Consider the following 24405-nt stretch of genomic DNA (forward strand, 5'->3'; position numbering starts at 1 on the left):
TCATGGACGCGTCACACGCCAAAGGTCTGGTACCAATGCCCAAATCAGCAAATCGCTTTCCGCGCCTGCCGCGTATCCCTGCGGCCGACCCACAGGAATCGGAACAGGCCTGGCAGAATGCCCCGCAGTTGCTGGCGGCGCTCAATGGCGCACGCCTGGGGGCCTGGCTGTGGGATATCGACACCGGCCGGATCAGCTGGTCACGGGGCACCCAGGCGCTGTTCGGCTTCGACCCGCAACGCCCGCTGCCCAACGACATCGACTACCTCGACCTGCTGCCGGAAGAAGACCGTGCCCGCACCCGCCAACTGTTCCACGCGGTAGTCAATGGCGAGCCGGTGGAACAGGCCATGCGCCATCGCATCCGCTGGCCGGATGGCACCCTGCACTGGCTGGAAATCAACGGCAGCCTGACCCATGACCGCCATGGCCGGCGGCAGATGATCGGAGTGATCCGCGAAATCACCCGCCAGCGCGAACGGGAAACCGCGCTGATCAACTCGGAAAAGCGCTTCGCCACGCTGTTTCACCTGAGCCCCAACGCCATTCTGCTGAGCCGTCGCCAGGATGGCATGATCATCGAGGTCAACCAGCACTTCGAGGACATGTTCGGCTGGCCTGGTGGCCAGGTGATTGGCAAGACCAGCATCGAACTGGGCCTGTGGGTCAACCCTGAACAACGCCACCAGGTCATCGAGGCCACCCGCGCCAATCACGGCCCGGCGATCATGGAAGTGCAGTTCCGCGCCAGCACCGGCAAGCTCCACGACGGCATCCTGTGCACCCAGAGCATCGAGATGGAGGGCGTGACCTACCTGATCAGCACCTTCGTCGACACCACCGAGCGCAAACGTGCCGAACAGGCGCTCAAGGACAGCCAGGAACGCCTCGACCTGGCGTTGGACTCAGCGCAACTGGGCACCTGGGACTGGCACATCCCCAGCGGCATGCTCTATGGCTCGGCCCGCGCGGCGCAACTGCACGGGCTGGACCCGGTACCGTTCCATGAATCGTTCGATTCGTTCTTCGAAGGCGTGCCGGAACACGAACGCTCCAGCATGCGCCAGGCCTACCGCAGCCTGCGCGAAGGCCCGGCCGGCAATTACCAGATCACCTACCGCGTGCAGCTGGAAAACGGCACCTCGCGCTACATCGAAAGCCGTGCCCGCCTGTACCGCGACGACCAGGGCAACCCGTTGCGCATGGCCGGCACCTTGCTCGATATCACCGAGCAGGTGGAACGCGAACAGCGCCTGAGCGCCTCGGAAGAAAAATTCGCCAGCCTGTTCCAGGTCAGCCCCGACCCGATCTGCGTGACCCGCCAGGACACCGGCCAGTTCATCGAGATCAACCCGGCCTTCACCCAGACCTTCGGCTGGAGCGCCGAACAGGTGATCGGCCGCACCGCCGAAGAGATCGGCCTGTGGGCCGAGTCGATCGAACGTGCCCAACGCATTGAACGGGTGATCCGCGAACAGGCGCTGAGCAATGTGGCGGTGGTGGTCAACCACCGCAATGGCGCGCCGCTGACCTGTGTCATCGCCAGCCGCCTGATCAGCGTCGATGACCAGCCCTGCAGCGTCACCACCCTGCGCGACATCACCCAGCAGCAACGCGCCGAGGCGGCACTCAAAGCCAGCGAAGAAAAGTTTGCCAAGGCCTTCCACTCCAGCCCCGACGCCATCACCATCACCGAACGCCGCAGTGGCCGTTACCTGGAGGTCAACGACGGCTTCTGCCGGCTGACCGGCTACAGCGCCGACGAAGTGATAGGCCGCAGCGTCTACGAAATCGGTATCTGGGCCGACGACAAGCAGCGCAGCGCCCTGCTCGGCGAGCTCAAGGAGCGCGGCCGGGTGCACCATCGGGAGATGCTCGGGCGCAACAAGCGCGGCGACATTCTTACCGTGGAGGTGTCGGTGGAGCCGATCAGCCTCAACGAGGCCGACTGCCTGTTGCTGACTGCCCGCGATGTCAGCCAGCTGAAGAACGCCCAGGCGCAGATCCGTCACCTCGCCTACCACGACCCGCTGACCAACCTGCCCAACCGCGCCCTGCTGATGGACCGCCTGAGCCAGCAGATCGCCCTGCTGCGCCGCCACAACCTGCGCGGCGCGCTGCTGTTCCTCGACCTCGACCATTTCAAGCATATCAACGACTCGCTCGGGCACCCGGTGGGCGACACCGTGCTGAAGATCATCACCGCACGCCTGGAGGCCAGCGTACGCCTGGAAGATACCGTGGCGCGCCTGGGTGGCGATGAATTCGTGGTGCTGCTCAGCGGCCTGGAAGGCAGCCGCGAGGCCGTGGAAGGCAAGGTCCGCGAACTGGCCGACACCCTGCGCGAACTGCTGGCCGAACCGATGTCGCTGGACGGCCAGCGCCTGCAGGTGACACCGAGCATCGGCGTGGCACTGATCCCCGACCACGGCACCACGCCGGCCGACCTGCTCAAGCGCGCCGACATCGCCCTGTACCGGGCCAAGGACTCCGGGCGCAATACCACCGAACTGTTCCACACCACCATGCAGAAGGCCGCCAGCGAGCGCCTGCGCATGGAAAGCGACCTGCGCCTGGCCCTGGCTCGCGGCGAGCTGGCCTTGCATTTCCAGCCTCAGGTCGATGCCCGCGACAACCGCATCGTCGGTGCCGAAGTGCTGCTGCGCTGGCACCATCCACAACTGGGCCAGCAACCCCCCGCGCAGTTCATTCAAGTACTGGAAGAAAGCGGCCTGATTCTCGAAGTTGGCAGCTGGATCCTCGACGAAGCCTGCGACGCTTGCGCCCACATGCTCGAAGACGGCCTGATCGACGCCAATGACTTCAGCCTGTGCGTGAACATCAGCCCGCGGCAGTTCCGCCAGAACGATTTCGTCCAGCGGGTGCTGCGCAGCCTGGACGACTACCGCTTGCCACGGCAAATGCTGAAACTGGAGATCACCGAAGGCATCGTCATCCAGAACCTGGAAGACACCATCAGCAAGATGCGTGAACTCAAGCGCTACGGCGTGAGCTTTGCCATGGATGACTTCGGCACGGGCTATTCCTCGTTGACCTACCTCAAGCGCTTGCCGGTGGATGCGCTGAAGATCGACCAGACGTTCGTCCGCGACGCGCCGGAAGACCCCAACGATGCCGAGATTGTCCGCGCCATCGTGGCCATGGCCCGCAGCCTGGACCTGGCGGTGATTGCCGAGGGGGTGGAACTGACCGAGCAACTGGCGTTTCTCGAACGCCTGGGCTGCCACCTGTACCAGGGCTACCTGCACAGCCGGCCACTGCCGCTGCCGGAATTCAGGCAGATGCTGCTGGAAGCACCGGCGGATTACTGAAAACGCAAAAAGGGCACCCGAAGGTGCCCTTTCTTTCATGCCGCCTAACTCAGTTCAGAGCTGGCTTGTCGCCATTGATCGGGATGCGTTTGGCCTTGGCCTCTTCCGGCACGATGCGCAGCAGGTCGATGCTGAGCAGGCCGTTGGCCAGGCCCGCCGACTTGACCTCGATATGGTCAGCCAGGCGGAACGACAGCTTGAAGGCGCGCTGGGCAATACCCTGATGCAGGTAGGTCACTTCAGCGGCGCCGTTTTCGCGCTTGCCACCGATGACGGTCAGGACGCCCTTTTCGACTTGCAGGTCGAGGTCCTGCTCCTGGAAACCGGCTGCGGCAACCACGATGCGATAGTGGTCATCGCCATGTTTTTCCACGTTGTAGGGAGGATAGCTGCTACCCGCCTCATTGCGTGCCGCGGACTCGAACAGGTCGTTGAAACGGTCGAAGCCAACGGAATGGCGGAACAGTGGAGCGAGAGAGAAAGCGGTAGTCATGGTCATGAACTCCTGAGATTCAGCAAGTAAAGTCACTACGCGACCCGACTTCGGCATCGCGTACTCAAGAGATATGGCCAGCGGGAAAGCTTTCAAGGGGACCGCTGAAAAAATCTGGAATCAGTGTCAGGTTTTTCGCGGGCATGCCCGCTCCCACAGGTACGGCACCGCCCTCAAGTCCTGCGCTATCCCTGTGGGAGCGGGCGCGCCCGCGAATAGGCCAGATCAGGCAACACAAGCCTCGAAGGAGATCGCATCAACCCCAAGCAACCGGCTGATGCGCGCACAATCATCCTCACGCCGCAACTCGGCAAACAGCACCACCGCCTCGGGATAACTGCGGGTCAGCATCGCCAGCCACTGCTTCATCCGCCCCGGCGCATAGCGCGGCGACAGCTTGGCCTGAGCCTGGCGCCAGAACTCGCGCAGCAGCGGCAGCAAGTCATCCCAGCTCATCGGCTGGTATTCCTGCCCGTCGCGCGCGGCAGCGATCTGCAAGGCCAGGTCCGGCCGCGACACCAGCCCGCGCCCCAGCATGATGTCTTCGGCACCGCTGACCTCACGGCAACGCCGCCAGTCGTCGACGGTCCAGATCTCACCATTGGCGAATACCGGCACCTTGACCACATCCTGCACCCGGGCCACCCACTCCCAGTGGGCAGGCGGCTTGTAGCCTTCAACCTTGGTCCGCGCATGCACCACCAGGTGCGCCGAGCCGCCCTCGGCCAAGGCTGTGGCGCAGTCCAGCGCCCCATCCGGGCTGTCGAAGCCCAGGCGCATCTTGGACGTGACCGGGATATGCGCCGGCACCGCACGACGCACTTCACGAACGATGGCATGCAACAGCTCCGGCTCCTTGAGCAGCACCGCGCCGCCACGCGACTTGTTCACGGTCTTGGCCGGGCAGCCGAAGTTCAGGTCGATGACCGGCGCACCCAGCTCACAGGCCAGCGCGGCGTTTTCCGCCAGGCATACCGGGTCCGAGCCCAGCAACTGCACGCGCATCGGCACACCAGCGGCGGTGCGCGCACCCTGGCGCAGCTCAGGGGCGAGCTTGTCGAACGAGGACGCTGGCAGCAGGCGGTCGCACACGCGGATGAACTCGGTGACGCACCAATCGATGCCGCCCACTCGGGTCAGGACGTCGCGCAGGATGTTGTCGACCAGCCCCTCCATGGGGGCCAGGGCAATTTGCATGTCTGGGTCTCGGCGGAAAAAGGCGGCAGTCTAGCAAAAAATGCCGCCGCCTCAGCTGCCGATCAGCGCCGGGCCGTAACCGTCGAGAAACTCCGCCGGCATGCGCTTGGGCTTGCCGCTGGACAGTTCGATGCAGGCGAAGGTGGTCTGCGCACGCAGCAAGGTCACGCCATCGCGTGGGCGCTTGAGCTGGAAGCGCCGGGTCATGCGCAGGCGCTGGTCCCAGTCGATGATCCAGGTGGCCAGTTGCAACTCATCATCCTCGTAGCCTGCGGCGAGGTAGTCGATTTCGTGACGCACCACCGCCATGGCCCGGTCCAGGCGCCGGTATTCGGCCAGGTCCAGCCCCAGGCGCTGGGAGTGGCGCCAGGCGCAGCGCTCCAGCCAGGTGACGTAGACCGCGTTGTTGGCGTGGCCGAGGCCGTCGATGTCCTCGCTGCCGACGCGCAGGTCGATGATGAATGGCGTTTCCAGGTCCCAGCTCATGCCCGCTCCCACTATCAGTGAACGGGCCGAGTGTAACGGATGTTCAAGCGCTCTGCCGCGATGGTTCACGGGCCAGCAGTTCCAATACCGCCTCGCCCAGGCGCGGGTCAGCCAGCACGCGCTGGTGCCCGCCCTCCTCCAGCAGCATCAGCCGGCTGTCGAACCAAGCTTTGTGGATGACCTGCGCTTCACCGGCAGGCACCAGCGCGTCATCAGCGGCATGCACCACTAGCCCCGGCAGCTCCAGCTGGTAGCCACTGACATCGAGACGAGCGATCTGCATGCCGACATCCTGCTCGACCTGGCGAATGAACGCCGCCCTGGCTCGCGCCGGCAAACCCAGATGATGGGCAAATCCCCGCAGCACACCGAGCAGCTGCGCTGGCGCAGCAATGCTCACCGCAGCCTCGGCACGCAAACCCATCTGCAGCGCCAACAACACACTGGCGCCGCCCATGGAATGACCGATCACGGCACGCAGCGGCGGCAGCTCGGCGGCCGCTTCCAGCAGCGCCCGGGCAAACAGCACCACATGGGCTTGCTGACCAGGCGAGCGGCCATGGGCCGGGCCTTCCAGCGACACCACCGTGTGCCCCGCCTGCACCAGGGTTTCGATCAGCGCCGCGAACTGGGTTGGGCGCCCTTCCCAGCCATGCATCAGCAACACCGTCGGCCCCTTGCCCCAACGCAAGGCCGACAGGCCGAAGCGCAAGGTGATGCGCTCGGCACTGGCCAGCAACGGCAGCTCCCACTGCCGGGGCGGCAGGTTACGCGGGGTCATGAAGGCACGGCGCATCTTGCCGGCAATGTGTTCGGGGGCCAGCCGGCCCAGGGTGCCATTTACGCCACGAATCCAGCTCAGGGTAGTCATCGCCTTGCTCCAGGATCAGGGGTATCAGAGAACTGCCGACTTGGCGGCACGCAGGATGCGATCGGACAACTCACCCGGGCCCAAGGCCCGCGCCAGGGCCAGGCCACCAATCATCAGCGCAAGGTCAGCCAAAGCCTTGTCGGCGTCTTCCGGGCGGTCGACCATGGCCGCCGTCATCAGCTCGATATGCTCGGCCAGCACCTCACGGAAGGCTTCGGGCAGGCGCTGCATCTCGCCGAGCGAGTTGGGCAGCGGGCAGGCATGCACTTCGGCGTCACGGTGCTTGCGCGACAGGTAGAAAGCACTCACCAGGGCCCGACGCCCTTCCCCATCCAGGTTCGGGTCGACCTGGGCAAGCAAGGCACGGCGCTCGCTCAACAACTGGCGGAAGGCCTCGAGCATGAGCTCGTCCTTGCTCTCGAAGTGCGCATAGAAACCACCAACGGTCAGGCCTGCCGCGCCCATCACCTGGCTGACGCTCGGCTCGGCCGGGCCATGCTGGATCAATGCGCTGCGGGCCGCTTCGAGAATGCGTTCGCGGGTCTTGCTCTTCTTGTCGCTCATTCGGCGGCTCACCGTGAGAAATATGATGATCGAAATATTATTCTCATCATATTTTTTGGCAAGCAGAATTTTCCACCACTTGTCGGCGCCGGGATTTTTGGGAAGGGAGAAAAACAAAAGGCCCATTCAATAAGCGAATGAGCCTTTAAAGTCCCGCAAAACGCGGGTAAAAATGGCGTCCCCTAGGGGACTCGAACCCCTGTTACCGCCGTGAAAGGGCGGTGTCCTAGGCCACTAGACGAAGGGGACGTAACCTTCGCGAAGGTCCGATAAATCGAACCCTGGCAGAATTGGTGGAGCTAAGCGGGATCGAACCGCTGACCTCCTGCATGCCATGCAGGCGCTCTCCCAGCTGAGCTATAGCCCCGAAACAAAGACCCATTCAATATGCGAACGAGCCTTTTAAGTCCCGCAAAACGCGGGTAAAAGTGGCGTCCCCTAGGGGACTCGAACCCCTGTTACCGCCGTGAAAGGGCGGTGTCCTAGGCCACTAGACGAAGGGGACGTAACCTTCGTGCCGATCCGCTTTCGCGAACCGAGGCAAAAATTGGTGGAGCTAAGCGGGATCGAACCGCTGACCTCCTGCATGCCATGCAGGCGCTCTCCCAGCTGAGCTATAGCCCCGGATTTCTAGCCTCTCGGCCCAGCGACATCGTGAAACATCGCTTGTGCAAAACTGGCGTCCCCTAGGGGACTCGAACCCCTGTTACCGCCGTGAAAGGGCGGTGTCCTAGGCCACTAGACGAAGGGGACGAACCTTCTTACCTTCAAGACCCGGTTGCTGGACCCGGTCTTGCTCGACAGCCTTGGCTGCCAAGCGGAATTTGGTGGAGCTAAGCGGGATCGAACCGCTGACCTCCTGCATGCCATGCAGGCGCTCTCCCAGCTGAGCTATAGCCCCACAATGTCGCTCTGAACAGAAGCGCTGGCTGGGTGCCTGGCGTTTCGTTTTCGTTCATCGCTGTGGACGGGGCGCATATTAAGATCGGATTGCAGGGCTGTCAAACTAAATTTTGAAAATATTCAAAATTTTTTTCACAGATAACAATCACTTACCGCCCTGCCCCGCCAAAACCTGAGCATCAAGGGCCCTGGGATCAACTTGTGGGAGCGGCCTTGTGTCGCGAAAGGACCGCAACGCGGCCCCGGCGATATTTGCGTTGAAGCTGAAATCGTGGGACCGCGTTGCGGTCCTTTCGCGACACAAGGCCGCTCCCACAGGGTTTGGCTGCGGCCCTCAGAAGGCTATCAGGCGATGTTGGCCAGCAGCTTTTCCCATTCCTTGTTTTCTTTCTTCGACACACCACCGAGCAGGTCCAGGGCCTGGCGCAGGCGGTAGCGGGTCAGGTCAGGGCCGAGGATTTCCATGGCGTCGAGCACCGACACCGAGCTGGCCTGGCCGGTAATGGCGGCGAACATCAGCGGCATCGCATCACGCAGCTTCAGTTCCAGCGCTTCGACCACGGCCTGGATGCAGCCGGTGATGCGCTCTTTCTCCCACTGACGCAGGCTTTCCAGTTTCCACAGGATCAGCTGCATCACCTGGCGCACCTGGTCGGCGGACAGCTTCTTGCTTTCGAACAGCTTGGCATCGAGCTTGAGCGCGCCTTCGAAGAAGAAACCACCCAGCGGGGCGACCTGGCTGAAGGTCTCGACCCGGCCTTGTACATGCGGGGCGATCTTCATCATGTAGTCGCTGTTGAACGCCCACTTCTGTAGGCGCGCAGCGAATTCTTCCACCGGCAGCTCACGCAGCCATTGGCCGTTAAGCCAGGACAGCTTCTCGATGTCGAAGATCGGGCCACCCAGGGAAATGCGCGACAGGTCGAAGTGCTCGACCATCTCGGCCAGGGAGAACTTCTCGCGCTCGTCCGGCATCGACCAGCCCATGCGGCCCAGGTAGTTGAGCATGGCCTCGGGCATGAAGCCCATGCGCTCGTAGAAGGTCACCGACGTCGGGTTCTTGCGCTTGGACAGCTTGGATTTGTCCGGGTTACGCAGCAGCGGCATGTAGCACAGCTTCGGCTGTTCCCAACCGAAGTACTCGTACAGCTTGATCAGCTTCGGTGCCGACGGCAGCCACTCTTCGCCGCGCAGGACGTGGGTGATGCCCATCAGGTGGTCATCGACCACGTTGGCCAGGAAGTAAGTCGGCAGGCCGTCGTTCTTCATCAGCACCTGCATGTCCATGCGGTCCCATGGGATTTCGACGTCGCCACGGAGCATGTCCGGCACCACGCAGATGCCTTCGCTCGGCACCTTCATGCGGATCACGTGCGGCTCGCCAGCGGCCAGGCGGCGCTGCACTTCTTCGGCGCTCAGCAGCAGGGCGCGGCCGTCGTAGCGCGGGGTTTCACCACGGGCCATCTGCTCGGCGCGCATCTGCTCCAGCTCTTCGGCGGTGCAGAAGCAGTAGAAGGCGTGGCCGGCATCGACCAGCTCCTTGGCGTATTTGGCGTAGATCTCGCCACGCTCGCTCTGCCGGTACGGGCCGTGCGGGCCACCAACATCCGGGCCTTCGTTCCATTCGATGCCGAGCCAGCGCAAGGCGTCGAAGATCTGCTGTTCCGACTCGCGCGTGGAGCGCAGCTGGTCGGTGTCTTCGATACGCAGGATGAACTCACCGCCGTGCTGCTTGGCAAAGCAGTAGTTGAACAGGGCGATGTAGGCGGTGCCGACATGGGGGTCGCCAGTGGGCGATGGCGCGATACGCGTGCGAACGGTGGTCATGAGAGTCTCGAACGAAAGATGAAACAAAGGCGGGATGTTAGCAGGGAGCGGGCACCGGGCTCCAGCAATGGCGCGAACGACACTTGTCGGCTGGCCATCTGCCGCTGTTAAATTTAATTACATTTCTGGAACGATAGTCCTCATGCCTGCCCAACTCAAACGCCGCCTGGCGATCTTCTTCACCCTGGTGGCCATCATTGCCCTCGCCTTCCTGGCCGAGTGGTATTTCAAAGGCCGCTTCTTTGAGAGCACCGACAACGCCTACGTGCAGGGCGAAATCACCCGCATATCCAGCCAGCTCGGCGCACGCATCGACGAGGTTCGGGTCGACGACAACCAGCACGTCAACAAGGGTGACGTGCTGGTGCGCCTGGAGGCCGCCGACTTCGAGCTGGCCGTGGAGCGCGCCCGCGCCGCCCTGGCCACCCGCGAGGCCGAATATGCCCAGGCCCAGAGCCGCCTGACCCAGCAAGGCAGCCTGATCGCCTCCAGCCAGGCCCAGATGGCGGCCAACCAGGCCACCTACGACCGCTCGCGCCTGGACCTGAGCCGTGCGGAAAAGCTGCGCAAGCCTGGTTTCGTCTCCGAGGAACGGGTGACCACCCTGTCGGCCGACAGCCACGTGGCCGGCTCTCAGGTCGACAAGGCCCGCGCCGACTTGCAAAGCCAGCGCCAGCAGATCAATGCCCTGAATGCCGACCTCAAGCGTCTCGACGCGCAGATCGCCAATGCCCGTGCCGACCTGGCCCAGGCCGAACTGAACCTGACCCGCTGCGAGATCCGCGCACCGCTCAGCGGCACCATTGGCCAGCGCAATGCCCGCAATGGCCAGGTGGTTCAGGCCGGCGCCTACCTGTTGTCGATCGTGCCGGATGAAAACATCTGGGTGCAGGCCAACTTCAAGGAAACCCAGATCGGCAAGATGCAGCCCGGCCAGCGCGCCGAGCTGCTGTTCGACAGCTACCCCGACACGCCGATCGAAGGCCGCGTGGAGAGCCTGTTCGCCGCTTCCGGCGCGCAGTTCAGCCTGCTGCCGCCGGACAATGCCACCGGCAACTTCACCAAGGTGGTGCAGCGTATTCCGGTGAAACTGACCTTCGCCGCCGACAACCCGCTGCATGGGCGCATTCGCCCGGGCATGTCGGTCACCGCCACCGTCGACCTGCGCCGCGAAGACGAAGGCCACGATGGCCGGTGATCAACTGCTCCGCCCGACTGGGGAGCCAAGCCGGCGCGACTGGATCGCGGTGATGAGCGTGATGCTCGGTGCCTTCATGGCGGTGCTGGACATCCAGATCACCAACTCTTCGCTCAAGGACATCCAGGGCGCGCTGTCGGCGACCCTGGAGGAAGGCTCGTGGATTTCCACCTCGTACCTGGTGGCGGAGATCATCATGATTCCGCTGACCGCCTGGCTGGTGCAGCTGCTGTCGGCGCGGCGCCTGGCGGTGTGGGTGTCTGGCGGCTTCCTGCTGTCCTCGCTGCTGTGCTCGATGGCCTGGAACCTCGAGAGCATGATCCTGTTTCGTGCACTGCAGGGCTTCACCGGCGGTGCACTGATCCCGCTGGCGTTCACCCTGACCCTGATCAAGTTGCCCGAGCACCACCGTGCCAAAGGCATGGCCATGTTCGCCATGACCGCCACTTTCGCCCCCTCGATCGGCCCGACCCTTGGCGGCTGGCTGACCGAGAACTGGGGCTGGGAATACATTTTCTACATCAACATCCCGCCCGGGCTGGTGATGATCGCCGGCCTGCTCTACGGGCTGGAGAAGAAGGAAGCCCACTGGGAGCTGCTGAAAAGCACCGACTATGCCGGCATCGTCACCCTCGGCGTCGGCTTGGGCTGCCTGCAGGTCTTCCTTGAGGAGGGCCACCGCAAGGACTGGCTGGAGTCCAACCTGATCGTCGGGCTGGCGACTGTTGCCCTGATCAGCCTGATCACCTTCGTCATCCTGCAGCTTTCCAAGCCGCACCCCTTGATCAACCTGCGCATCCTCGGCAACCGCAATTTCGGCCTGTCGAGCATTGCCAGCCTGGGCATGGGCGTGGGGCTTTATGGGTCGATCTACTTGCTGCCGCTGTACCTGGCACAAATCCAGGGCTACAACGCCCTGCAGATCGGCGAGGTGATCATGTGGATGGGCATTCCGCAGCTGTTCCTGATTCCGCTGGTGCCACAGCTGATGAAGGTGATACCGCCCAAGCTGTTGTGCGCCCTCGGCTTCTGCCTGTTCGGTGCCGCCAGCTTCGGTTCGGGGGTGCTGAACCCGGACTTTGCCGGGCCGCAGTTCAATCACATCCAGATCATCCGAGCCCTCGGCCAGCCGATGATCATGGTGACCATTTCGCTGATTGCTACTGCCTATATCCAACCTCAGGATGCCGGGTCGGCTTCAAGTCTGTTCAACATCCTGCGTAACCTGGGCGGTGCGATTGGCATTGCCTTGCTGGCGACCTTGCTGGATGCGCGGACCAAGGTGTATTTCGATTACCTGAGGGAATCGGTGGTGCCGAGCAACCCACAGGTCGCCGAACGCTTGGCACAGCTGGCGGAGCGACTGGGCAATGACAATGCGGCATTGGGCAAGTTGAGCGAGATTGCCCACCAGCAGGCGCTGATCATGGCCTACAACGATGCGTTCCACTTTGTCGGGATCGGGCTGGCGGTGAGCATGGTGGCGGTGCTGTTGACCCGGAAGCTGCCGGAAGGGCTGAAGGCCGGGGAAGCTCACTGAGTTTTGCGTTGTTTTTACTGGCCTCTTCGCGGGCAAGCCCGCTCCCACAGGTACTGCGCAGCTCTCAAATACTGCGCGAATCCTGTGGGAGCGGGCTTGCCCGCGAAGAGGCCGGAACAGGCAGTCAAGTAATCAGCTGGTGATCAGCCGCTCGCGCAGCTGGGTAATCTCGTCACGCAGCTGCGCAGCAGCCTCGAACTCCAGGTCCCGGGCAAACTGCATCATCTTCTCTTCCAGCTGCTTGATGCGCTTGGTGATCTCGCCCGGCGTACGCAGCTCGGCCTCGTAACGGGCGCTCTCCTCTGCCGCCTTGGCCATGCCCTTGCGCTTCTTGCTGCGCGCGCCGGGCACGGTGGCGCCTTCCATGATGTCGGTAATGTCCTTGACCACACCCTTGGGCACAATGCCGTTGGCCTGGTTGAAGGCGATCTGCTTCTCGCGGCGCCGCTCGGTCTCGTCGATGGCACGCTGCATGGAACCAGTGATGTTGTCGGCATACAGGATCGCCCGGCCATTGAGGTTCCGCGCGGCGCGGCCGATGGTCTGAATCAGCGAGCGCTCGGAGCGCAGGAAGCCTTCCTTGTCGGCATCGAGAATCGCCACCAGCGACACCTCGGGCATGTCCAGGCCCTCGCGCAGCAGGTTGATACCCACCAGCACATCGAAGGTGCCCAGGCGCAGGTCGCGGATGATCTCGACGCGCTCAACCGTATCAATGTCCGAGTGCAGGTAGCGTACCCGCACGTCGTGGTCAGCCAGGTAGTCGGTAAGGTCTTCGGCCATGCGCTTGGTCAGCGTGGTGGCCAGTACACGATCGCCCTGAGCGACGCGCTTGCGTATCTCCGACAGCAGGTCGTCGACCTGGGTCAGCGCCGGGCGCACTTCAACCTGTGGGTCGACCAGGCCGGTCGGGCGCACCACCTGCTCGACCACGCGGCCTGCGTGCTCGGCTTCGTAGGGGCCTGGGGTGGCGGAGACGAAGATGGTCTGCGGGCTGACATCCTCCCACTCGTCGAAGCGCATCGGCCGGTTGTCCAGCGCCGACGGCAGGCGGAAGCCGTATTCGACCAGGGTCTCCTTACGCGAGCGGTCACCCTTGTACATGGCGCCGACCTGCGGAACGCTGACGTGGGACTCGTCGATTACCAGCAGCGCATCGGCCGGCAGGTAGTCATAGAGCGTGGGCGGCGGCGCACCGGCCGGGCGCCCGGAGAGGTAGCGCGAGTAGTTCTCGATACCGTTGCAGTAACCCAGCTCGAGGATCATCTCCAGATCGAAGCGTGTGCGCTGCTCCAGGCGCTGGGCCTCGACCAGCTTGTTGGCCTTGTGCAGGTATTCGAGCCGCTCCTTCAGCTCTTCCTTGATGCCCTCCACCGCCTCCAGCAGGGTTTCCCGCGGGGTCACGTAGTGGCTCTTGGGGTAGAACGTGAAGCGTGGCAGCTTGCGGAAGACCTCGCCGGTCAGCGGGTCGAAGGCGGCGATATTCTCGACCTCGTCGTCGAATAGCTCGATGCGGATAGCTTCGAGGTCGGATTCGGCCGGGAAGATGTCGATCACGTCGCCACGCACACGGAAGGTGGCACGGGCAAAGTCCATCTCGTTGCGGGTGTACTGCAGGTCGGCCAGCCGGCGCAGCAGCGCGCGCTGGTCGAGCTTGTCGCCGCGGTCGACGTGCAGGACCATCTTCAGATAGGTCTCGGGGCTGCCCAGACCGTAGATGCACGATACGGTGGTGACGATGATCGCATCGCGCCGTTCCAGCAGCGCCTTGGTCGCCGACAGGCGCATCTGTTCGATGTGGTCGTTGATCGAGGCATCCTTCTCGATGAAGGTGTCAGACGACGGCACGTAGGCCTCTGGCTGGTAGTAGTCGTAATAGGAAACGAAATACTCCACCGCGTTGTTCGGGAAGAACGCCTTGAACTCGCCATACAGCTGCGCCGCCAGGGTCTTGTTCGGCGCCAGTACCAGGGTTGGCCGCTGCACCTGCTGGATGACGTTGGCGATGCTGAAGGTCTTGCCCGAACCGGTCACCCCGAGCAGGGTCTGGTGCGACAGGCCCGCGTCGATGCCCTCGACCATCTGGCGAATGGCCTCGGGCTGGTCGCCGGCCGGCTGGAAACGGGTGACGAGCTGGAACTCGGACATGACGGACCTCGCGGTAACGCAGCAACTGTAAATTTAGCCAGTAGTCTATACCCAAATGCGCCCGCCAGGGACCGCAATCAAGGCCAAGCTGTGAGCACGCATTACGGTGGACCCGGCAAATCGACCAATGGTCGAAAAATATTTGCGCAAATAACCGGAAAAGCTGCGCCAAGCTGTCGCAGTGACCGGTCGGTATCACTATACTGACTCCCCGTTTGTGCACCGCTTCAGTGCATTCGGCTGGAGCGTGTACGCCCTATCACTCTCCAATCAGAGCCGAAGTAACAATGAGCCTGTTTTCCGCTGTCGAGCTGGCACCCCGCGACCCTATCCTGGGCCTCAACGAAGCATTCAACGCCGACCCACGTACCGACAAGGTCAACCTGGGCGTAGGCGTCTACTGCAATGAGGAAGGCCGCATTCCGCTGCTGCGCGCCGTGATCGAAGCCGAGACCCAGCGTGCCGCCCAGCACGCCTCGCGCGGCTACCTGCCGATCGATGGTATCGCCACCTACGACCAGGCCGTGCAGAAACTGCTGTTCGGTGCCGAATCGCCACTGCTGGCCGCTGGCCGTGTGGTCACCGTGCAGGCCGTTGGCGGCACTGGCGCTCTGAAGATCGGTGCCGACTTCCTCAAGCGCATTTCGCCGAATGCCGTGGTTGCCATCAGCGACCCGAGCTGGGAAAACCACCGTGCGCTGTTCGAAAGCGCTGGTTTCCCGGTGCAGAACTACCGTTACTACGACGCACCGAGCAACGACGTCAACCGTACCGGCATGCTCGAAGACCTCAACGCCCTGCCGTCCGGCTCGATCGTGGTGCTGCACGCCTGCTGCCACAACCCGACCGGCGTCGACCTGACCCTGGACGACTGGAAAAACGTCCTGGAAGTGGTCAAGGCCAAGGGCCACGTGCCATTCCTCGACATGGCCTACCAGGGCTTCGGTGACGGCATCGGCGAAGACGCCTTCGCCGTGCGCCTGTTCGCCGAGTCGGGCATGGAGTTCTTCGTTTCCAGCTCGTTCTCCAAGTCGTTCTCGCTGTACGGCGAGCGCGTCGGCGCACTGTCGATCGTCACCGCCTCGAAAGACGAAAGCACCCGCGTGCTGTCGCAGGTCAAGCGTGTGATCCGCACCACCTACTCCAACCCGCCGACCCACGGCGCGACCATCGTCGCTACCGTGCTCAACAGCGCCGAACTGCGCCAGATGTGGGAAGCGGAGCTTGGCGAGATGCGCGAGCGCATCCACGGCATGCGCAAGCAGATGGTATCGCTGCTGGCCGAATACGGCGCCAACCGCGACTTCAGCTTCGTCGGCCGCCAGGTGGGCATGTTCTCGTACTCGGGCCTGACCGTTGAGCAGGTTGCCCGCCTGAAGAACGACTTCGGCATCTACGCCCTGGACACCGGCCGCATCGCCGTCGCCGCACTGAACCAGAGCAACATCCACGTGGTCACCAAGGCCATCGTTGAAGTGCTGTAACTGATTGATTTGTCAGGGGGAGGCTTGACTTCCCCCGGGCAATCGGTAAGATACGCGCAGATTCCGCGATAGCTCAGTCGGTAGAGCAAATGACTGTTAATCATTGGGTCCCTGGTTCGAGTCCAGGTCGCGGAGCCAAATACTGAGAAAGCCCCCGAATGCGCAAGCATCGGGGGCTTTTTCGTTGCCTGGCGAAAGCGTTGCAGCGCTCGATTTGACAGGCGCTGAAGATCTACAGCCAGGCACCTCAAGGTCCACACATCACTTTCCGAGCGGCTCAGTTACCGGCTTTTCTTCATCCACCAGGCTCCACACCAGCAATTTGGCAGGCCGGGTTTTGCTGGCATTGCGCGATACGCTGTGCACGGTGCCGGGCGCTTCGTACCAGTATTCACCGGCCTTATAGGTCTTTTCCTGCCCGTCGTTGAGCTTCGATACCACCGCCCCTTCCAGCACATAGGCCATTACCGCCCCCGGATGCTGGTGGGCAGCCGAAGCTTGCCCGGGGGCATAGCTGACCGTGAGCATGACGGCGCTCTTGCCTGGGGCATTCGAGGGCTGTTGTTGCTGCAGGACTTTTACCTGATCAGCGGCGCCGCCGTGGGCCCAGGCAGTGGCCTGGCCACCCAGCAATCCAGCGGCAATAAGGAAGGCAAACGAAAAGTTGGCAGATTTCACGGGCGTTCTCCTGATTGGCGATTGCCTGCAGGTTAGGCCCGGCGGCGCAGGGCGCAAAAGGCCAATCAGGAGAAAAAGCAGGAGGCCAGCCGGAACGCTCTCAGCAATTGCGCCCGATCGGATAAAACACGCCATGGCTCCACACCCCGAGCCATTCCTCGCCATCGATCACCCGCGGCACTGCCAAGTCGACCAATTGGTAGAACACGTTGCGATGAATCAACGCCTCGAGATTGCTACGCATCAGCACATAAGGCGCCGGCTCCTGGGTATCCGGATCGATCTCGACCCGCAACGGGTTCTGCGGCCCCGCTTCGGCCTGGTCCTCGACGTTGCTGGTAAAGCGCAGCACCTGTGCCTCACCACTGCCCAGCACCTCAAGCGTTACGGCCACGAATGGCGCATCATCGACGCGGATGCCGACTTTCTCCACCGGGGTAATCAGGAAATAGTCATCGCCATCGCGGCGAATGATGGTGGAGAACAGGCGAACCATCGGTTTGCGCCCAATGGGCGTACCAAGGTAGTACCAGGTACCATCGCGGGCAATACGCATGTCGATATCGCCGCAGAAATCCGGGTTCCACAGATGCACCGGCGGCAGCCCCTTGTGCTTGGGAATCTGCGCCAATAGATCGTTGGCCTTGCCGGCATCCGTCATCACCCTGCCCTCACTCGCTCATGCCCAGAAGGCTACGAGCGTACTCGCGCATCGGTGCGCCAAGCAAATCCTGGGGCGAATTGTCGTGGAACGTCAACAAACCGCCGCGGCTCTTGATCCGTGCGGTATCGATCAGGTAGCGGGTGTTGGTCTCGATCAGCATCATCTGCACCACACCGGTGTCCCAACCCAGGCGGTCGACGGCCTGCTCGTCATACCATTCGTCGCCGTTCCCGATGCGGTCATCCGTGCGGGCGAAGCGGGTATACAGCACATAGTCGGCGCCCACCGAGCGGGCCTGGGCAATCGCTTCTTCAAGGCCCAGCGGTCCTTGGGCGCGACGCACCAACGGGAAGTACTCGACGAAACTCTTGAATGCCTCATCGGCCACGGCATTCTGCTTCGGCAGCGGGCCTTTGCCTGGCGGCATGAACGCGCCCTGGCCGATGAAGATGAACGAATCCGGCTGCAGGCGAATCGACAAGGTACGACGGGTATCGCTGTGGTCCAGCAAGCCGGCATCGCTCATGTGGTAACGGACGCCCTCGCCCATATCGCTGACATTCATGCAACCGCCCAACGCCATCAGCGTCAGCAGCAAGACCAGGCTACGCATCTTTCCTCCAGTGGCCGGTGACGAAAAACCGGCGAATAGCCGGCGGATGCAGCTTTTGCGCCAGCTTCAGCCGCCAATCACCTTCATCACTGTCACGCCCCCGGAAAACGCCAGTTCCTGCTTGTCTGCCAAGGCTTTTACCAGCAGGCGCTGCAAACCAGGCAGCGCCTGATGACGGGGTTTTTCCAGCAGGTCGCCGACAAAGTGGCGATTGCCGGAAGACAGGCAGCCGTGCAGCCAGCCGGTAGAGGACAGACGCAGGCGCGAGCAGGTTCGGCAGAACGGCACGCTTTCATTGGCGATGACGCCGAAATGGCCGTGACCCGGGATCTGGTAGCGCAGCGCCGTGGCATCCAGCGGTGCGTCAACCTGCTGGTAGCCATACCTGCCACCAATTACATCGAGCAATGTATCGAGCCCGACAAACTGCTGCAGGAACGCATTGTTGTCCCGGGCCAGGTGGCCCATGCGCATCAGCTCGATGAAACGCAGCTCGAAACCACGCGCCATGCAGTAGTCGAGCATCGGCAACACCTGATCGAGGTTCTGCCCACGCATCGGCACCATGTTGACCTTGATCCGCATCCCCATGGCGCTGGCCTGGTCCATGCCTGTCAACACACTGGCCAGATCACCGCCACGGGCGATGCGGCGGAATGCCTGAGGATCGAGGGTATCGAGAGACACGTTCAAGCGGCGAATGCCAGCCGCCTGCAGCTGCGGCAGCTTGCGGGCGAGCAGCTGCCCGTTGGTGGTCAGCGTGATGTCTTCAAGGTCGAGCTTGGCCACCGCCGCCAGAAAGGCATCCAATCGAGGGCTGACCAGCGGCTCGCCACCGGTGATGCGCAAACGCTCGATACCGGCAGCTTCGATGAGGTAGGCCACACCCCGCGCCAAGGTTTCTGCCGACAACTCATCCTGGGCCGCGACCAGACGCTTGCCGTCCGGCACGCAGTAGCTGCAGGCGTAGTTACAGGCAGCCGTCAGGCTGACGCGCAGGTTGCGAAAACGCCTGCCTTGACGATCGACGATCATGGATGACTCCGGCATGGATGAATCGGGGCTGGCAAAACTTGACTCATGGTTCAAGTTTTTGCAAGTCCCCATTTCACGCCAGGCTCACCCGGTGACGACGAATGCCTTCAGTTTGCGGCTTCCGGATCCCGCTTGCGCTTGTTGCCCATGCGCACGCCGATATCCATGAGGAACTGGAAGAAGCCTTCCTGATCTTCCAGCACATTGCTCCAGAACGGCGAGTGGTACAGCGCCACGGCGCCATGTACCAGTGCCCAGGCGGCGCAGTAGTGGAAGTACGGTGGCACATCTTCGAGCTTGCCTTCGCTGATGCGCCCTTTGATCAACTGGGTCAGGCGGTCGAAGTTGGAAGCGCGGATGCTGTGCAACTGCTCGACCATTTCCGGTACCTGGTTGCCCTTGACCACCTTCTCTTCCAGGCGATCGAACAACCGGTAGCGCTGCGGGTCACGCATGCGGAACTCGAAGTAGGCGCGCGACAGTGCCTCCTTGTCGCGGTCGACATCGGCCGAGTGCAACAGCGCGTTCAAGTCACGCTCATAATCGAGCATGAGGCGCAGGTAGATCTCCGCCTTGGACTTGAAGTGCTTGTAGATCGTGCCTTTGCCGATACCCACGGCGTCGGCGATCATCTCGACGGTGACGCTGTCTTCACCCTGTTCGAGGAACAGCTTCAGCGCTGTATCGAGGATTTCCTGTTCGCGACGGCGAAACTCACGGACCTTACGAGGTTCTTTCTGCATAGGAAGGACTGGATGACATTGAAGCGGTTTATTATGCCTAACTTGCAGCAAATTGCACGGATCATCCAACCATGTCTATGTTTCACGATGAGTTCGAACAGGCGCCGGGGCTGCGATACCTGAACCATGCGGCCATCGCTCCCTGGCCGCGCAGGGCCAGCGAGGCGGTGGCGCGCTTTGCCCGTGACAACGTGCGTCAGGGCGCGAGCGGATACCCGACATGGTTGGCTACCGAACGAAGGCTGCGGGAAAGGCTGGCGCGCCTGGTCAACGCCCCCTCCTGGGCTGACATCGCGCTGGTGAAGAACACCTCGGAGGCGCTTTCACTGGTCGCGTTCGGCCTCGACTGGCAAGCCGGCGACGAGGTGGTGATCAGCGACGAGGAGTTTCCCTCCAACCGTGTCGTGTGGGAAGCGTTGCGCGAGCGCGGCGTCGTGGTGACCGAGGTGAGCCTTGCCGGGCCAGACCCGGAAGCAGCGCTGCTCGCGGCCTGCGGCCCGAGTACGCGCCTGCTGGCCGTGAGTGCCGTGCAGTTCGCCAGCGGCCTGCGCCTGGACCTGCCCCGCCTCGGCGAGGGCTGCCAGGCGCGCCATGTCCTGTTCTGCGTCGATGCCATCCAGCAGATTGGCGCCCTGCCCTTCGATGTGCAGCGCTATGAGTGCGATTTCGCCATGGCCGACGGCCACAAATGGATGCTCGGGCCCGAGGGCCTGGGCTTGTTCTATTGCCGGGCTGCTTTGCGCCCGCAGTTGAAGCTGCATGCCTATGGCTGGCATATGCTGGAGCATCTGGGCGACTTCGACCGCCGCGAGTGGCAGCCGGCACGCAGCGCCAGGCGTTTTGAAAGCGGCAGCCCGAACATGCTGGGCGCCTGCGCCCTGGAGGCCAGCCTGTCATTGCTGGAGGAAATCGGCATGGACGAGGTCAGCCGGCAATTGCAGCTGCGGGTCGAGCAACTGCTTCAGGGCCTGACGGGCATTCCCGGGGTACACCTGCATAGTCCCGTACCCCCGGAAAAACGGGCGGGTATCGTTACCTTCAGCCTTCAGGGGCAGGACAGTGTGGCTGTCTATCGAAGCCTGCTGGCGGAGCAGACGATCTGTGCACTAAGAGGGCCGGGTATACGATTTTCGCCACATTTCTACACCAGCGAGCAGCTGATCGACGAAGCTGTCCAGCAAGTACGGCGTCTGGCCATGCGCTGAGGGAGGAAGGGACGGCGGCCGTATTCCAAATCTGTTTAAAAAACGAACAGAGAAGCACTGGCACTGTGCCAAACCTGACCAATACTTGAAGTGTTGGCGCGGCGCATCCCCCCCAAGTGGCGCGCCGATAAAGGTGCTCAGGGACCGCGTACCTTTGTTTTACTCCTAATGGTCTTAACCCGGATTCCCCCCCCAGAACCCGGGTTTTTTTTGCCCAGGACCAGCCGTTAGGCTCTGGCTCTGGCTCTGGCTCTGGCTCTGGCTTTTGATTTTGCTTCTAAGCGCGCGATAGTTCAGGCAACGCGAAATGCGACTTCAGGAGGCCGAGCGCAGGCGTCTGGAGGGCCAGGGTGCGCAGCACCCCTTCGGCGTAGCCGAAGGCGCGAGATGTAGACTTGCGCAGCAAGTCGTAGGCCGCGCGGGCCCGGAAGGCGCCGGAGCGAGGGGACCCCGGAGCGCAGCGCAGGGGCCGGATGATGGGAGCCAGCGTTTTTTGGTTACTTTTTGTCGCGTTTGACAAAAAGTGACCCGCCGTAAGGGCGGAAAGGTGACTGTGCGTCGCCATCACAAATGAATGTATGCGAAAAAATCAAAACCATCGCGCTCTTGCTTTTGGCTTTTGGCTTTTGGCTTTTGGATGTGGGCTTTCAAATCAGGTCTACATTCATTCGCCATGGTGGCGCTGAATCACCTTTCCGCCCTTACGGCGGGTCACTTTTTGACTGGGCAAAAAGTAACCAAAAACCCCGGCTCCCATCATCCGGCCCCTGCGCTGCGCTCCGGGGTCCCCTCACTCCGGCGCCTTCCGGGCCCGCGCGGCCTACGACTTGCTGCGCAAGTCTACATCTCGCGCCTTCGGCTACGCCGAAGGGGTGCTACGCACCCTGGCCCTCCAGACGCCTGCGTTCGGCCTCCTGAAGTCGCACTCTGCGTCGCCTGAACTACCGCGCGCTTAGAAGCAAAAGCAAAAGCAAAAGCAAAAGCTCTTGGGCTGGATTCAGGCTACTCGCGCCAGCGGGAACAGGCGCTTGAAGTTGGATGTGGTCTGCTCGGCCAGCTGCTCGTAGCTCACCCCACGCAACGATGCCACATACTCCGCCACCTCCCGCACATACTGCGGCAGGTTCGGCTTGCCACGATGCGGGATCGGTGCCAAGTACGGCGAATCGGTCTCCACCAGCAGGCGGTCGACTGGCACCTGCCGCGCCACCTCGCGCAAGGCATCGGCATTGCGGAAGGTGACAATGCCGGACAACGAGATGTAATAGCCCAGGTCCAGCGCCGCCTTGGCCATGTCCCAGTCTTCGGTGAAGCAATGCAGCACACCCGCCTGAGGCAGATTCGCTTCACGCAGCAGCGCCAAGGTATCGGCCCGCGCCGCACGGGTATGCACGATCACCGGCTTGCCAGTCTGACGTGAGGCCTCCAGATGCAGGCGGAACGAGGCCTGCTGCAACTCGGCAGCTTCCGGTTCGTAGTGGTAGTCCAGCCCGGTTTCGCCAATCGCCACCACATGCGGATGCGCCAGCTCACGCAGCAGCCATTCCAGCGCCGGCGTCTCGCCCGGCGCCAGGTCCAGCGGGTGCACCCCTACCGAGCAGTCGACATCGGCGTACTGCTCGCTCAGCGCCTTCACCGCCCCGGCATTTTCGGCACTCACGCCAATGCACAGAAAATGCCCGACCCCACGCTCACGCGCCGCCTGCAGGGCAGCATCGAGGGAACCCTGGTGGGCAGTCAGGTCAAGACGGTCGAGGTGGCAATGGGAATCTACGAGCATGGGAGGCGGCACACATGAAAAGATGGAAAATCAGCGGGAACCCGGCAACTGCACCCAATGGGCCAGCAGCGCTTCCAGCAGCAATACACGATTGAGGTTGGCCTTGCCGAGCACCTTCTGGCGCTGTTCGAGGATCCACGCCTGGACCTCCAGCACCTTGCCCTGACGGGCCTTCTGCGCCAGGTACTGCACCACCTTGCGCATGTCGGCCAAGCCCAACCCCTGTTCATCCTGGGTCAGTTGGTAGCGCAGGATCAGGTGCGACCAGTCGCAGAACCAGTCGAACAGCAGCAACAACGGCACACTGCTCCAGGCCTCGGCCAACTGGCTGGGCGACTGCTGCTGCTTGAGCAGCTTCTTCACCCCGTCGGTCACCAAGGCCCGCTGCTCACGTACACCTTGCGCTTGCAGGCTGACAGCCATCAACGGTGAGCCGGCGGCCAGGGTCAGCAGCTCCTCGCGCTCGGCCTCGTCGCTGTCGGGCAAGGCCGTGGCCAGCCAGGCCTGGCTCTGCGCCAGGCTCGGCTGTGGGCAGACGACTTGCTGGCAGCGGCTCTTGATCGTCGGCAACAGGCGGCTGGGCTGGTGACTGACCAGCAGCAGCACTGTGTCGCCCGAAGGCTCTTCCAGGCTCTTGAGCAAAGCGTTCGAGGCATTGACGTTCATCGCCTCGACCGGCTCGATCAACACCACTTTACGCCCGCCCAGCTGCGCCGTCTGCACCACGAACGATACCAGTTCGCGCACCTGGTCGACCTTGATCGGCTTGTCAGCCTCCTCCGGCTCCAGCACGAAGTTGTCCGGATGGCTGCCGGCCTTGAGCAGCAGGCACGACTTGCACTGCCCGCAGGCATCCAGCCCTTGCGGCTGCTGGCACAGCAGACGCGCCATCAGCCGCTCGGCCAGGGCGCGCTTGCCGATGCCCTGCGACCCGTGTAGCAGGTAAGCATGGGCGTGCCGGGCACGCCCTGCCAGTTGCTGCCACAGCGCCTGCTGCCAGGGGTAGGCCTCAGCCACGGCAACGCCCCACGATGCCCGGCAGCAGCGCATCGATGGCGCGTTGCACGGCCTCCAGTGGCTGGGCGGCGTCGAGCAGGCTGTAGCGCTGCGGTGCGGCATGGGCGCGTTGCAGATAGGCTTGGCGCACAGCTTCGAAGAAGGCTTGGCCTTCCTGCTCGAATCGGTCCAGGCGACCGCGCGCAGCGGCACGGGCCAGGCCGACTTCCACCGGCAGGTCGAAGACCAAGGTCAAATCCGGGCGCAGGTCACCCTGGACGAATTGCTCCAGCGCAGCGATACGCTCCACCGACAGGCCGCGGCCACCGCCTTGGTAGGCGTAAGTGGCATCGGTGAAGCGATCGCAAAGCACCACCACACCACGGGCCAGCGCCGGGCGAATCACTTCGGCCAGGTGCTGGGCACGGGCAGCGAAAACCAGCAGCAGCTCGGTGTCTGCGGCCATTACTTCGTCACTCGGCGCCAGCAACAACTCGCGGACTTTTTCAGCCAGCGGCGTACCGCCAGGCTCGCGAGTCAGCACCACGTCCAGGCCCTGCTCGCGCAAGCGCGCAGCCAGGTAATCACGGTTGGTGCTCTTGCCCGCGCCTTCGGGGCCTTCAAGGGTAATAAACAAGCCGCTCACAG

The 24405-nt window shown here is 62.9% G+C and carries 20 protein-coding genes and 7 tRNA genes; 6 read left to right on the forward strand and 21 right to left on the reverse strand.

Features of this window, described 5'->3' with window-relative positions; all coding sequences use genetic code 11:
- Nucleotides 1-35 precede the first annotated feature (35 nt).
- The gene (locus N430_RS18835) at nt 36-3332 is read left to right on the forward strand and encodes a PAS domain S-box protein (protein ID WP_110638352.1); all 3297 of its coding nucleotides are present in this window, start codon (nt 36-38) and stop codon (nt 3330-3332) included.
- Nucleotides 3333-3381: 49 nt separating this feature from the next.
- On the opposite strand, the gene N430_RS18840 is transcribed toward N430_RS18835, so the two are convergent.
- The 12 genes from N430_RS18840 to gltX all read right to left on the reverse strand — a co-directional run bounded on the left by N430_RS18840 (nt 3382) and on the right by gltX (nt 9673).
- Nucleotides 3382-3825 (reverse strand): Hsp20 family protein, encoded by a 444-nt coding sequence (locus N430_RS18840; protein ID WP_012313453.1) that lies wholly within the window; start codon nt 3823-3825, stop codon nt 3382-3384.
- Between the two features lie 225 nt (nt 3826-4050).
- Nucleotides 4051-5022, reverse strand: a complete 972-nt coding sequence (locus N430_RS18850; RefSeq protein ID WP_110638350.1) for a tRNA-dihydrouridine synthase — start codon at nt 5020-5022, stop codon at nt 4051-4053.
- 51 nt (nt 5023-5073) lie between these two features.
- Nucleotides 5074-5508 carry a thioesterase family protein gene (locus N430_RS18855; protein ID WP_110638349.1) on the reverse strand — a complete coding sequence of 145 codons (435 nt, stop codon included), beginning with the start codon at nt 5506-5508 and terminating at the stop codon, nt 5074-5076.
- A gap of 43 nt (nt 5509-5551) precedes the next feature.
- Nucleotides 5552-6379, reverse strand: coding sequence for an alpha/beta hydrolase (locus N430_RS18860; RefSeq protein WP_110638348.1), 828 nt, complete (start codon nt 6377-6379; stop codon nt 5552-5554).
- A 24-nt stretch (nt 6380-6403) separates the two neighbouring features.
- Nucleotides 6404-6943, reverse strand: a complete 540-nt coding sequence (locus N430_RS18865) for a TetR/AcrR family transcriptional regulator (RefSeq protein WP_110638347.1) — start codon at nt 6941-6943, stop codon at nt 6404-6406.
- 173 nt (nt 6944-7116) lie between these two features.
- A tRNA-Glu gene (locus N430_RS18870) sits at nt 7117-7192 on the reverse strand.
- Between the two features lie 42 nt (nt 7193-7234).
- A tRNA-Ala gene (locus tag N430_RS18875) sits at nt 7235-7310 on the reverse strand.
- A 62-nt stretch (nt 7311-7372) separates the two neighbouring features.
- Nucleotides 7373-7448: transfer RNA gene (locus N430_RS18880), tRNA-Glu, on the reverse strand.
- Between the two features lie 43 nt (nt 7449-7491).
- Nucleotides 7492-7567: transfer RNA gene (locus N430_RS18885), tRNA-Ala, on the reverse strand.
- A 53-nt stretch (nt 7568-7620) separates the two neighbouring features.
- Nucleotides 7621-7696: transfer RNA gene (locus N430_RS18890), tRNA-Glu, on the reverse strand.
- A gap of 72 nt (nt 7697-7768) precedes the next feature.
- Nucleotides 7769-7844, reverse strand: a tRNA-Ala gene (locus N430_RS18895).
- Between the two features lie 347 nt (nt 7845-8191).
- The gene (gene gltX / locus N430_RS18900) at nt 8192-9673 is read right to left on the reverse strand and encodes a glutamate--tRNA ligase (protein ID WP_110638346.1); all 1482 of its coding nucleotides are present in this window, start codon (nt 9671-9673) and stop codon (nt 8192-8194) included.
- Between the two features lie 142 nt (nt 9674-9815).
- Here gltX and N430_RS18905 point away from each other — a divergent pair, with 142 nt between their 5' ends.
- Nucleotides 9816-10871 carry an HlyD family secretion protein gene (locus N430_RS18905; RefSeq protein WP_110638345.1) on the forward strand — a complete coding sequence of 352 codons (1056 nt, stop codon included), beginning with the start codon at nt 9816-9818 and terminating at the stop codon, nt 10869-10871.
- 49 nt (nt 10872-10920) lie between these two features.
- Complete coding sequence (locus tag N430_RS18910) at nt 10921-12411, forward strand: MDR family MFS transporter (RefSeq protein ID WP_178083399.1); 1491 nt, start codon at nt 10921-10923, stop codon at nt 12409-12411.
- A gap of 132 nt (nt 12412-12543) precedes the next feature.
- Here the strand turns inward: N430_RS18910 and uvrB are convergent, their stop codons facing one another.
- A complete protein-coding gene (uvrB, locus tag N430_RS18915) occupies nt 12544-14559 on the reverse strand; it encodes an excinuclease ABC subunit UvrB (RefSeq protein WP_110638343.1) in 2016 nt (671 codons plus the stop codon).
- Between the two features lie 287 nt (nt 14560-14846).
- Between uvrB and N430_RS18920 the strand changes: the two genes are divergently transcribed.
- Both N430_RS18920 and N430_RS18925 read left to right on the forward strand, forming a co-directional pair.
- Nucleotides 14847-16043, forward strand: a complete 1197-nt coding sequence (locus tag N430_RS18920; RefSeq protein ID WP_110638342.1) for an amino acid aminotransferase — start codon at nt 14847-14849, stop codon at nt 16041-16043.
- Nucleotides 16044-16105: 62 nt separating this feature from the next.
- Nucleotides 16106-16181: transfer RNA gene (locus N430_RS18925), tRNA-Asn, on the forward strand.
- A 123-nt stretch (nt 16182-16304) separates the two neighbouring features.
- Here the strand turns inward: N430_RS18925 and N430_RS18930 are convergent.
- The 5 genes from N430_RS18930 to N430_RS18950 all read right to left on the reverse strand — a co-directional run bounded on the left by N430_RS18930 (nt 16305) and on the right by N430_RS18950 (nt 19776).
- On the reverse strand, nt 16305-16721 hold the full coding sequence (locus N430_RS18930) for a cupin domain-containing protein (protein ID WP_110638341.1): 417 nt from the start codon (nt 16719-16721) through the stop codon (nt 16305-16307).
- A 100-nt stretch (nt 16722-16821) separates the two neighbouring features.
- On the reverse strand, nt 16822-17382 hold the full coding sequence (locus N430_RS18935) for a DUF1285 domain-containing protein (protein ID WP_110638340.1): 561 nt from the start codon (nt 17380-17382) through the stop codon (nt 16822-16824).
- 10 nt (nt 17383-17392) lie between these two features.
- A complete protein-coding gene (locus tag N430_RS18940) occupies nt 17393-17998 on the reverse strand; it encodes a DUF4823 domain-containing protein (RefSeq protein ID WP_110638339.1) in 606 nt (201 codons plus the stop codon).
- A gap of 66 nt (nt 17999-18064) precedes the next feature.
- On the reverse strand, nt 18065-19033 hold the full coding sequence (locus tag N430_RS18945) for a GTP 3',8-cyclase MoaA (RefSeq protein WP_110638338.1): 969 nt from the start codon (nt 19031-19033) through the stop codon (nt 18065-18067).
- A 107-nt stretch (nt 19034-19140) separates the two neighbouring features.
- The gene (locus N430_RS18950; RefSeq protein WP_110638337.1) at nt 19141-19776 is read right to left on the reverse strand and encodes a TetR/AcrR family transcriptional regulator; all 636 of its coding nucleotides are present in this window, start codon (nt 19774-19776) and stop codon (nt 19141-19143) included.
- Between the two features lie 71 nt (nt 19777-19847).
- Here N430_RS18950 and N430_RS18955 point away from each other — a divergent pair, with 71 nt between their 5' ends.
- Nucleotides 19848-20981, forward strand: coding sequence for an aminotransferase class V-fold PLP-dependent enzyme (locus N430_RS18955; RefSeq protein ID WP_110638336.1), 1134 nt, complete (start codon nt 19848-19850; stop codon nt 20979-20981).
- A gap of 997 nt (nt 20982-21978) precedes the next feature.
- Here N430_RS18955 and N430_RS18960 read toward each other — a convergent pair.
- The 3 genes from N430_RS18960 to tmk are packed head-to-tail and all read right to left on the reverse strand — an operon-like array spanning nt 21979 to nt 24403.
- Nucleotides 21979-22761, reverse strand: a complete 783-nt coding sequence (locus tag N430_RS18960; protein WP_110638335.1) for a TatD family hydrolase — start codon at nt 22759-22761, stop codon at nt 21979-21981.
- Between the two features lie 30 nt (nt 22762-22791).
- The gene (locus tag N430_RS18965) at nt 22792-23778 is read right to left on the reverse strand and encodes a DNA polymerase III subunit delta' (protein WP_110638384.1); all 987 of its coding nucleotides are present in this window, start codon (nt 23776-23778) and stop codon (nt 22792-22794) included.
- Nucleotides 23771-24403, reverse strand: a complete 633-nt coding sequence (tmk, locus tag N430_RS18970; RefSeq protein ID WP_110638334.1) for a dTMP kinase — start codon at nt 24401-24403, stop codon at nt 23771-23773. Before tmk ends, N430_RS18965 begins: the two co-directional genes overlap by 8 nt.
- Nucleotides 24404-24405: the final 2 nt, after the last annotated feature.

It is taken from the genome of Pseudomonas sp. CC120222-01a, from assembly GCF_003097235.1.
Classification (GTDB): domain Bacteria; phylum Pseudomonadota; class Gammaproteobacteria; order Pseudomonadales; family Pseudomonadaceae; genus Aquipseudomonas.

Bases quoted from the DNA above. Each gene is read 5' to 3' on its own strand.
- uvrB (WP_110638343.1), bottom strand. From the start codon at position 14,559: ATGTCCGAGTTCCAGCTCGTCACCCGTTTCCAGCCGGCCGGCGACCAG.
- N430_RS18955 (WP_110638336.1), top strand. From the start codon at position 19,848: ATGTCTATGTTTCACGATGAGTTCGAACAGGCGCCGGGGCTGCGATAC.
- N430_RS18835 (WP_110638352.1), top strand. From the start codon at position 36: ATGCCCAAATCAGCAAATCGCTTTCCGCGCCTGCCGCGTATCCCTGCG.
- gltX (WP_110638346.1), bottom strand. From the start codon at position 9,673: ATGACCACCGTTCGCACGCGTATCGCGCCATCGCCCACTGGCGACCCC.
- N430_RS18945 (WP_110638338.1), bottom strand. From the start codon at position 19,033: ATGATCGTCGATCGTCAAGGCAGGCGTTTTCGCAACCTGCGCGTCAGC.
- N430_RS18905 (WP_110638345.1), top strand. From the start codon at position 9,816: ATGCCTGCCCAACTCAAACGCCGCCTGGCGATCTTCTTCACCCTGGTG.
- N430_RS18850 (WP_110638350.1), bottom strand. From the start codon at position 5,022: ATGCAAATTGCCCTGGCCCCCATGGAGGGGCTGGTCGACAACATCCTG.
- N430_RS18950 (WP_110638337.1), bottom strand. From the start codon at position 19,776: ATGCAGAAAGAACCTCGTAAGGTCCGTGAGTTTCGCCGTCGCGAACAG.
- N430_RS18855 (WP_110638349.1), bottom strand. From the start codon at position 5,508: ATGAGCTGGGACCTGGAAACGCCATTCATCATCGACCTGCGCGTCGGC.
- N430_RS18920 (WP_110638342.1), top strand. From the start codon at position 14,847: ATGAGCCTGTTTTCCGCTGTCGAGCTGGCACCCCGCGACCCTATCCTG.
- N430_RS18840 (WP_012313453.1), bottom strand. From the start codon at position 3,825: ATGACTACCGCTTTCTCTCTCGCTCCACTGTTCCGCCATTCCGTTGGC.
- N430_RS18935 (WP_110638340.1), bottom strand. From the start codon at position 17,382: ATGACGGATGCCGGCAAGGCCAACGATCTATTGGCGCAGATTCCCAAG.
- N430_RS18865 (WP_110638347.1), bottom strand. From the start codon at position 6,943: ATGAGCGACAAGAAGAGCAAGACCCGCGAACGCATTCTCGAAGCGGCC.
- N430_RS18940 (WP_110638339.1), bottom strand. From the start codon at position 17,998: ATGCGTAGCCTGGTCTTGCTGCTGACGCTGATGGCGTTGGGCGGTTGC.
- N430_RS18960 (WP_110638335.1), bottom strand. From the start codon at position 22,761: ATGCTCGTAGATTCCCATTGCCACCTCGACCGTCTTGACCTGACTGCC.
- N430_RS18860 (WP_110638348.1), bottom strand. From the start codon at position 6,379: ATGACTACCCTGAGCTGGATTCGTGGCGTAAATGGCACCCTGGGCCGG.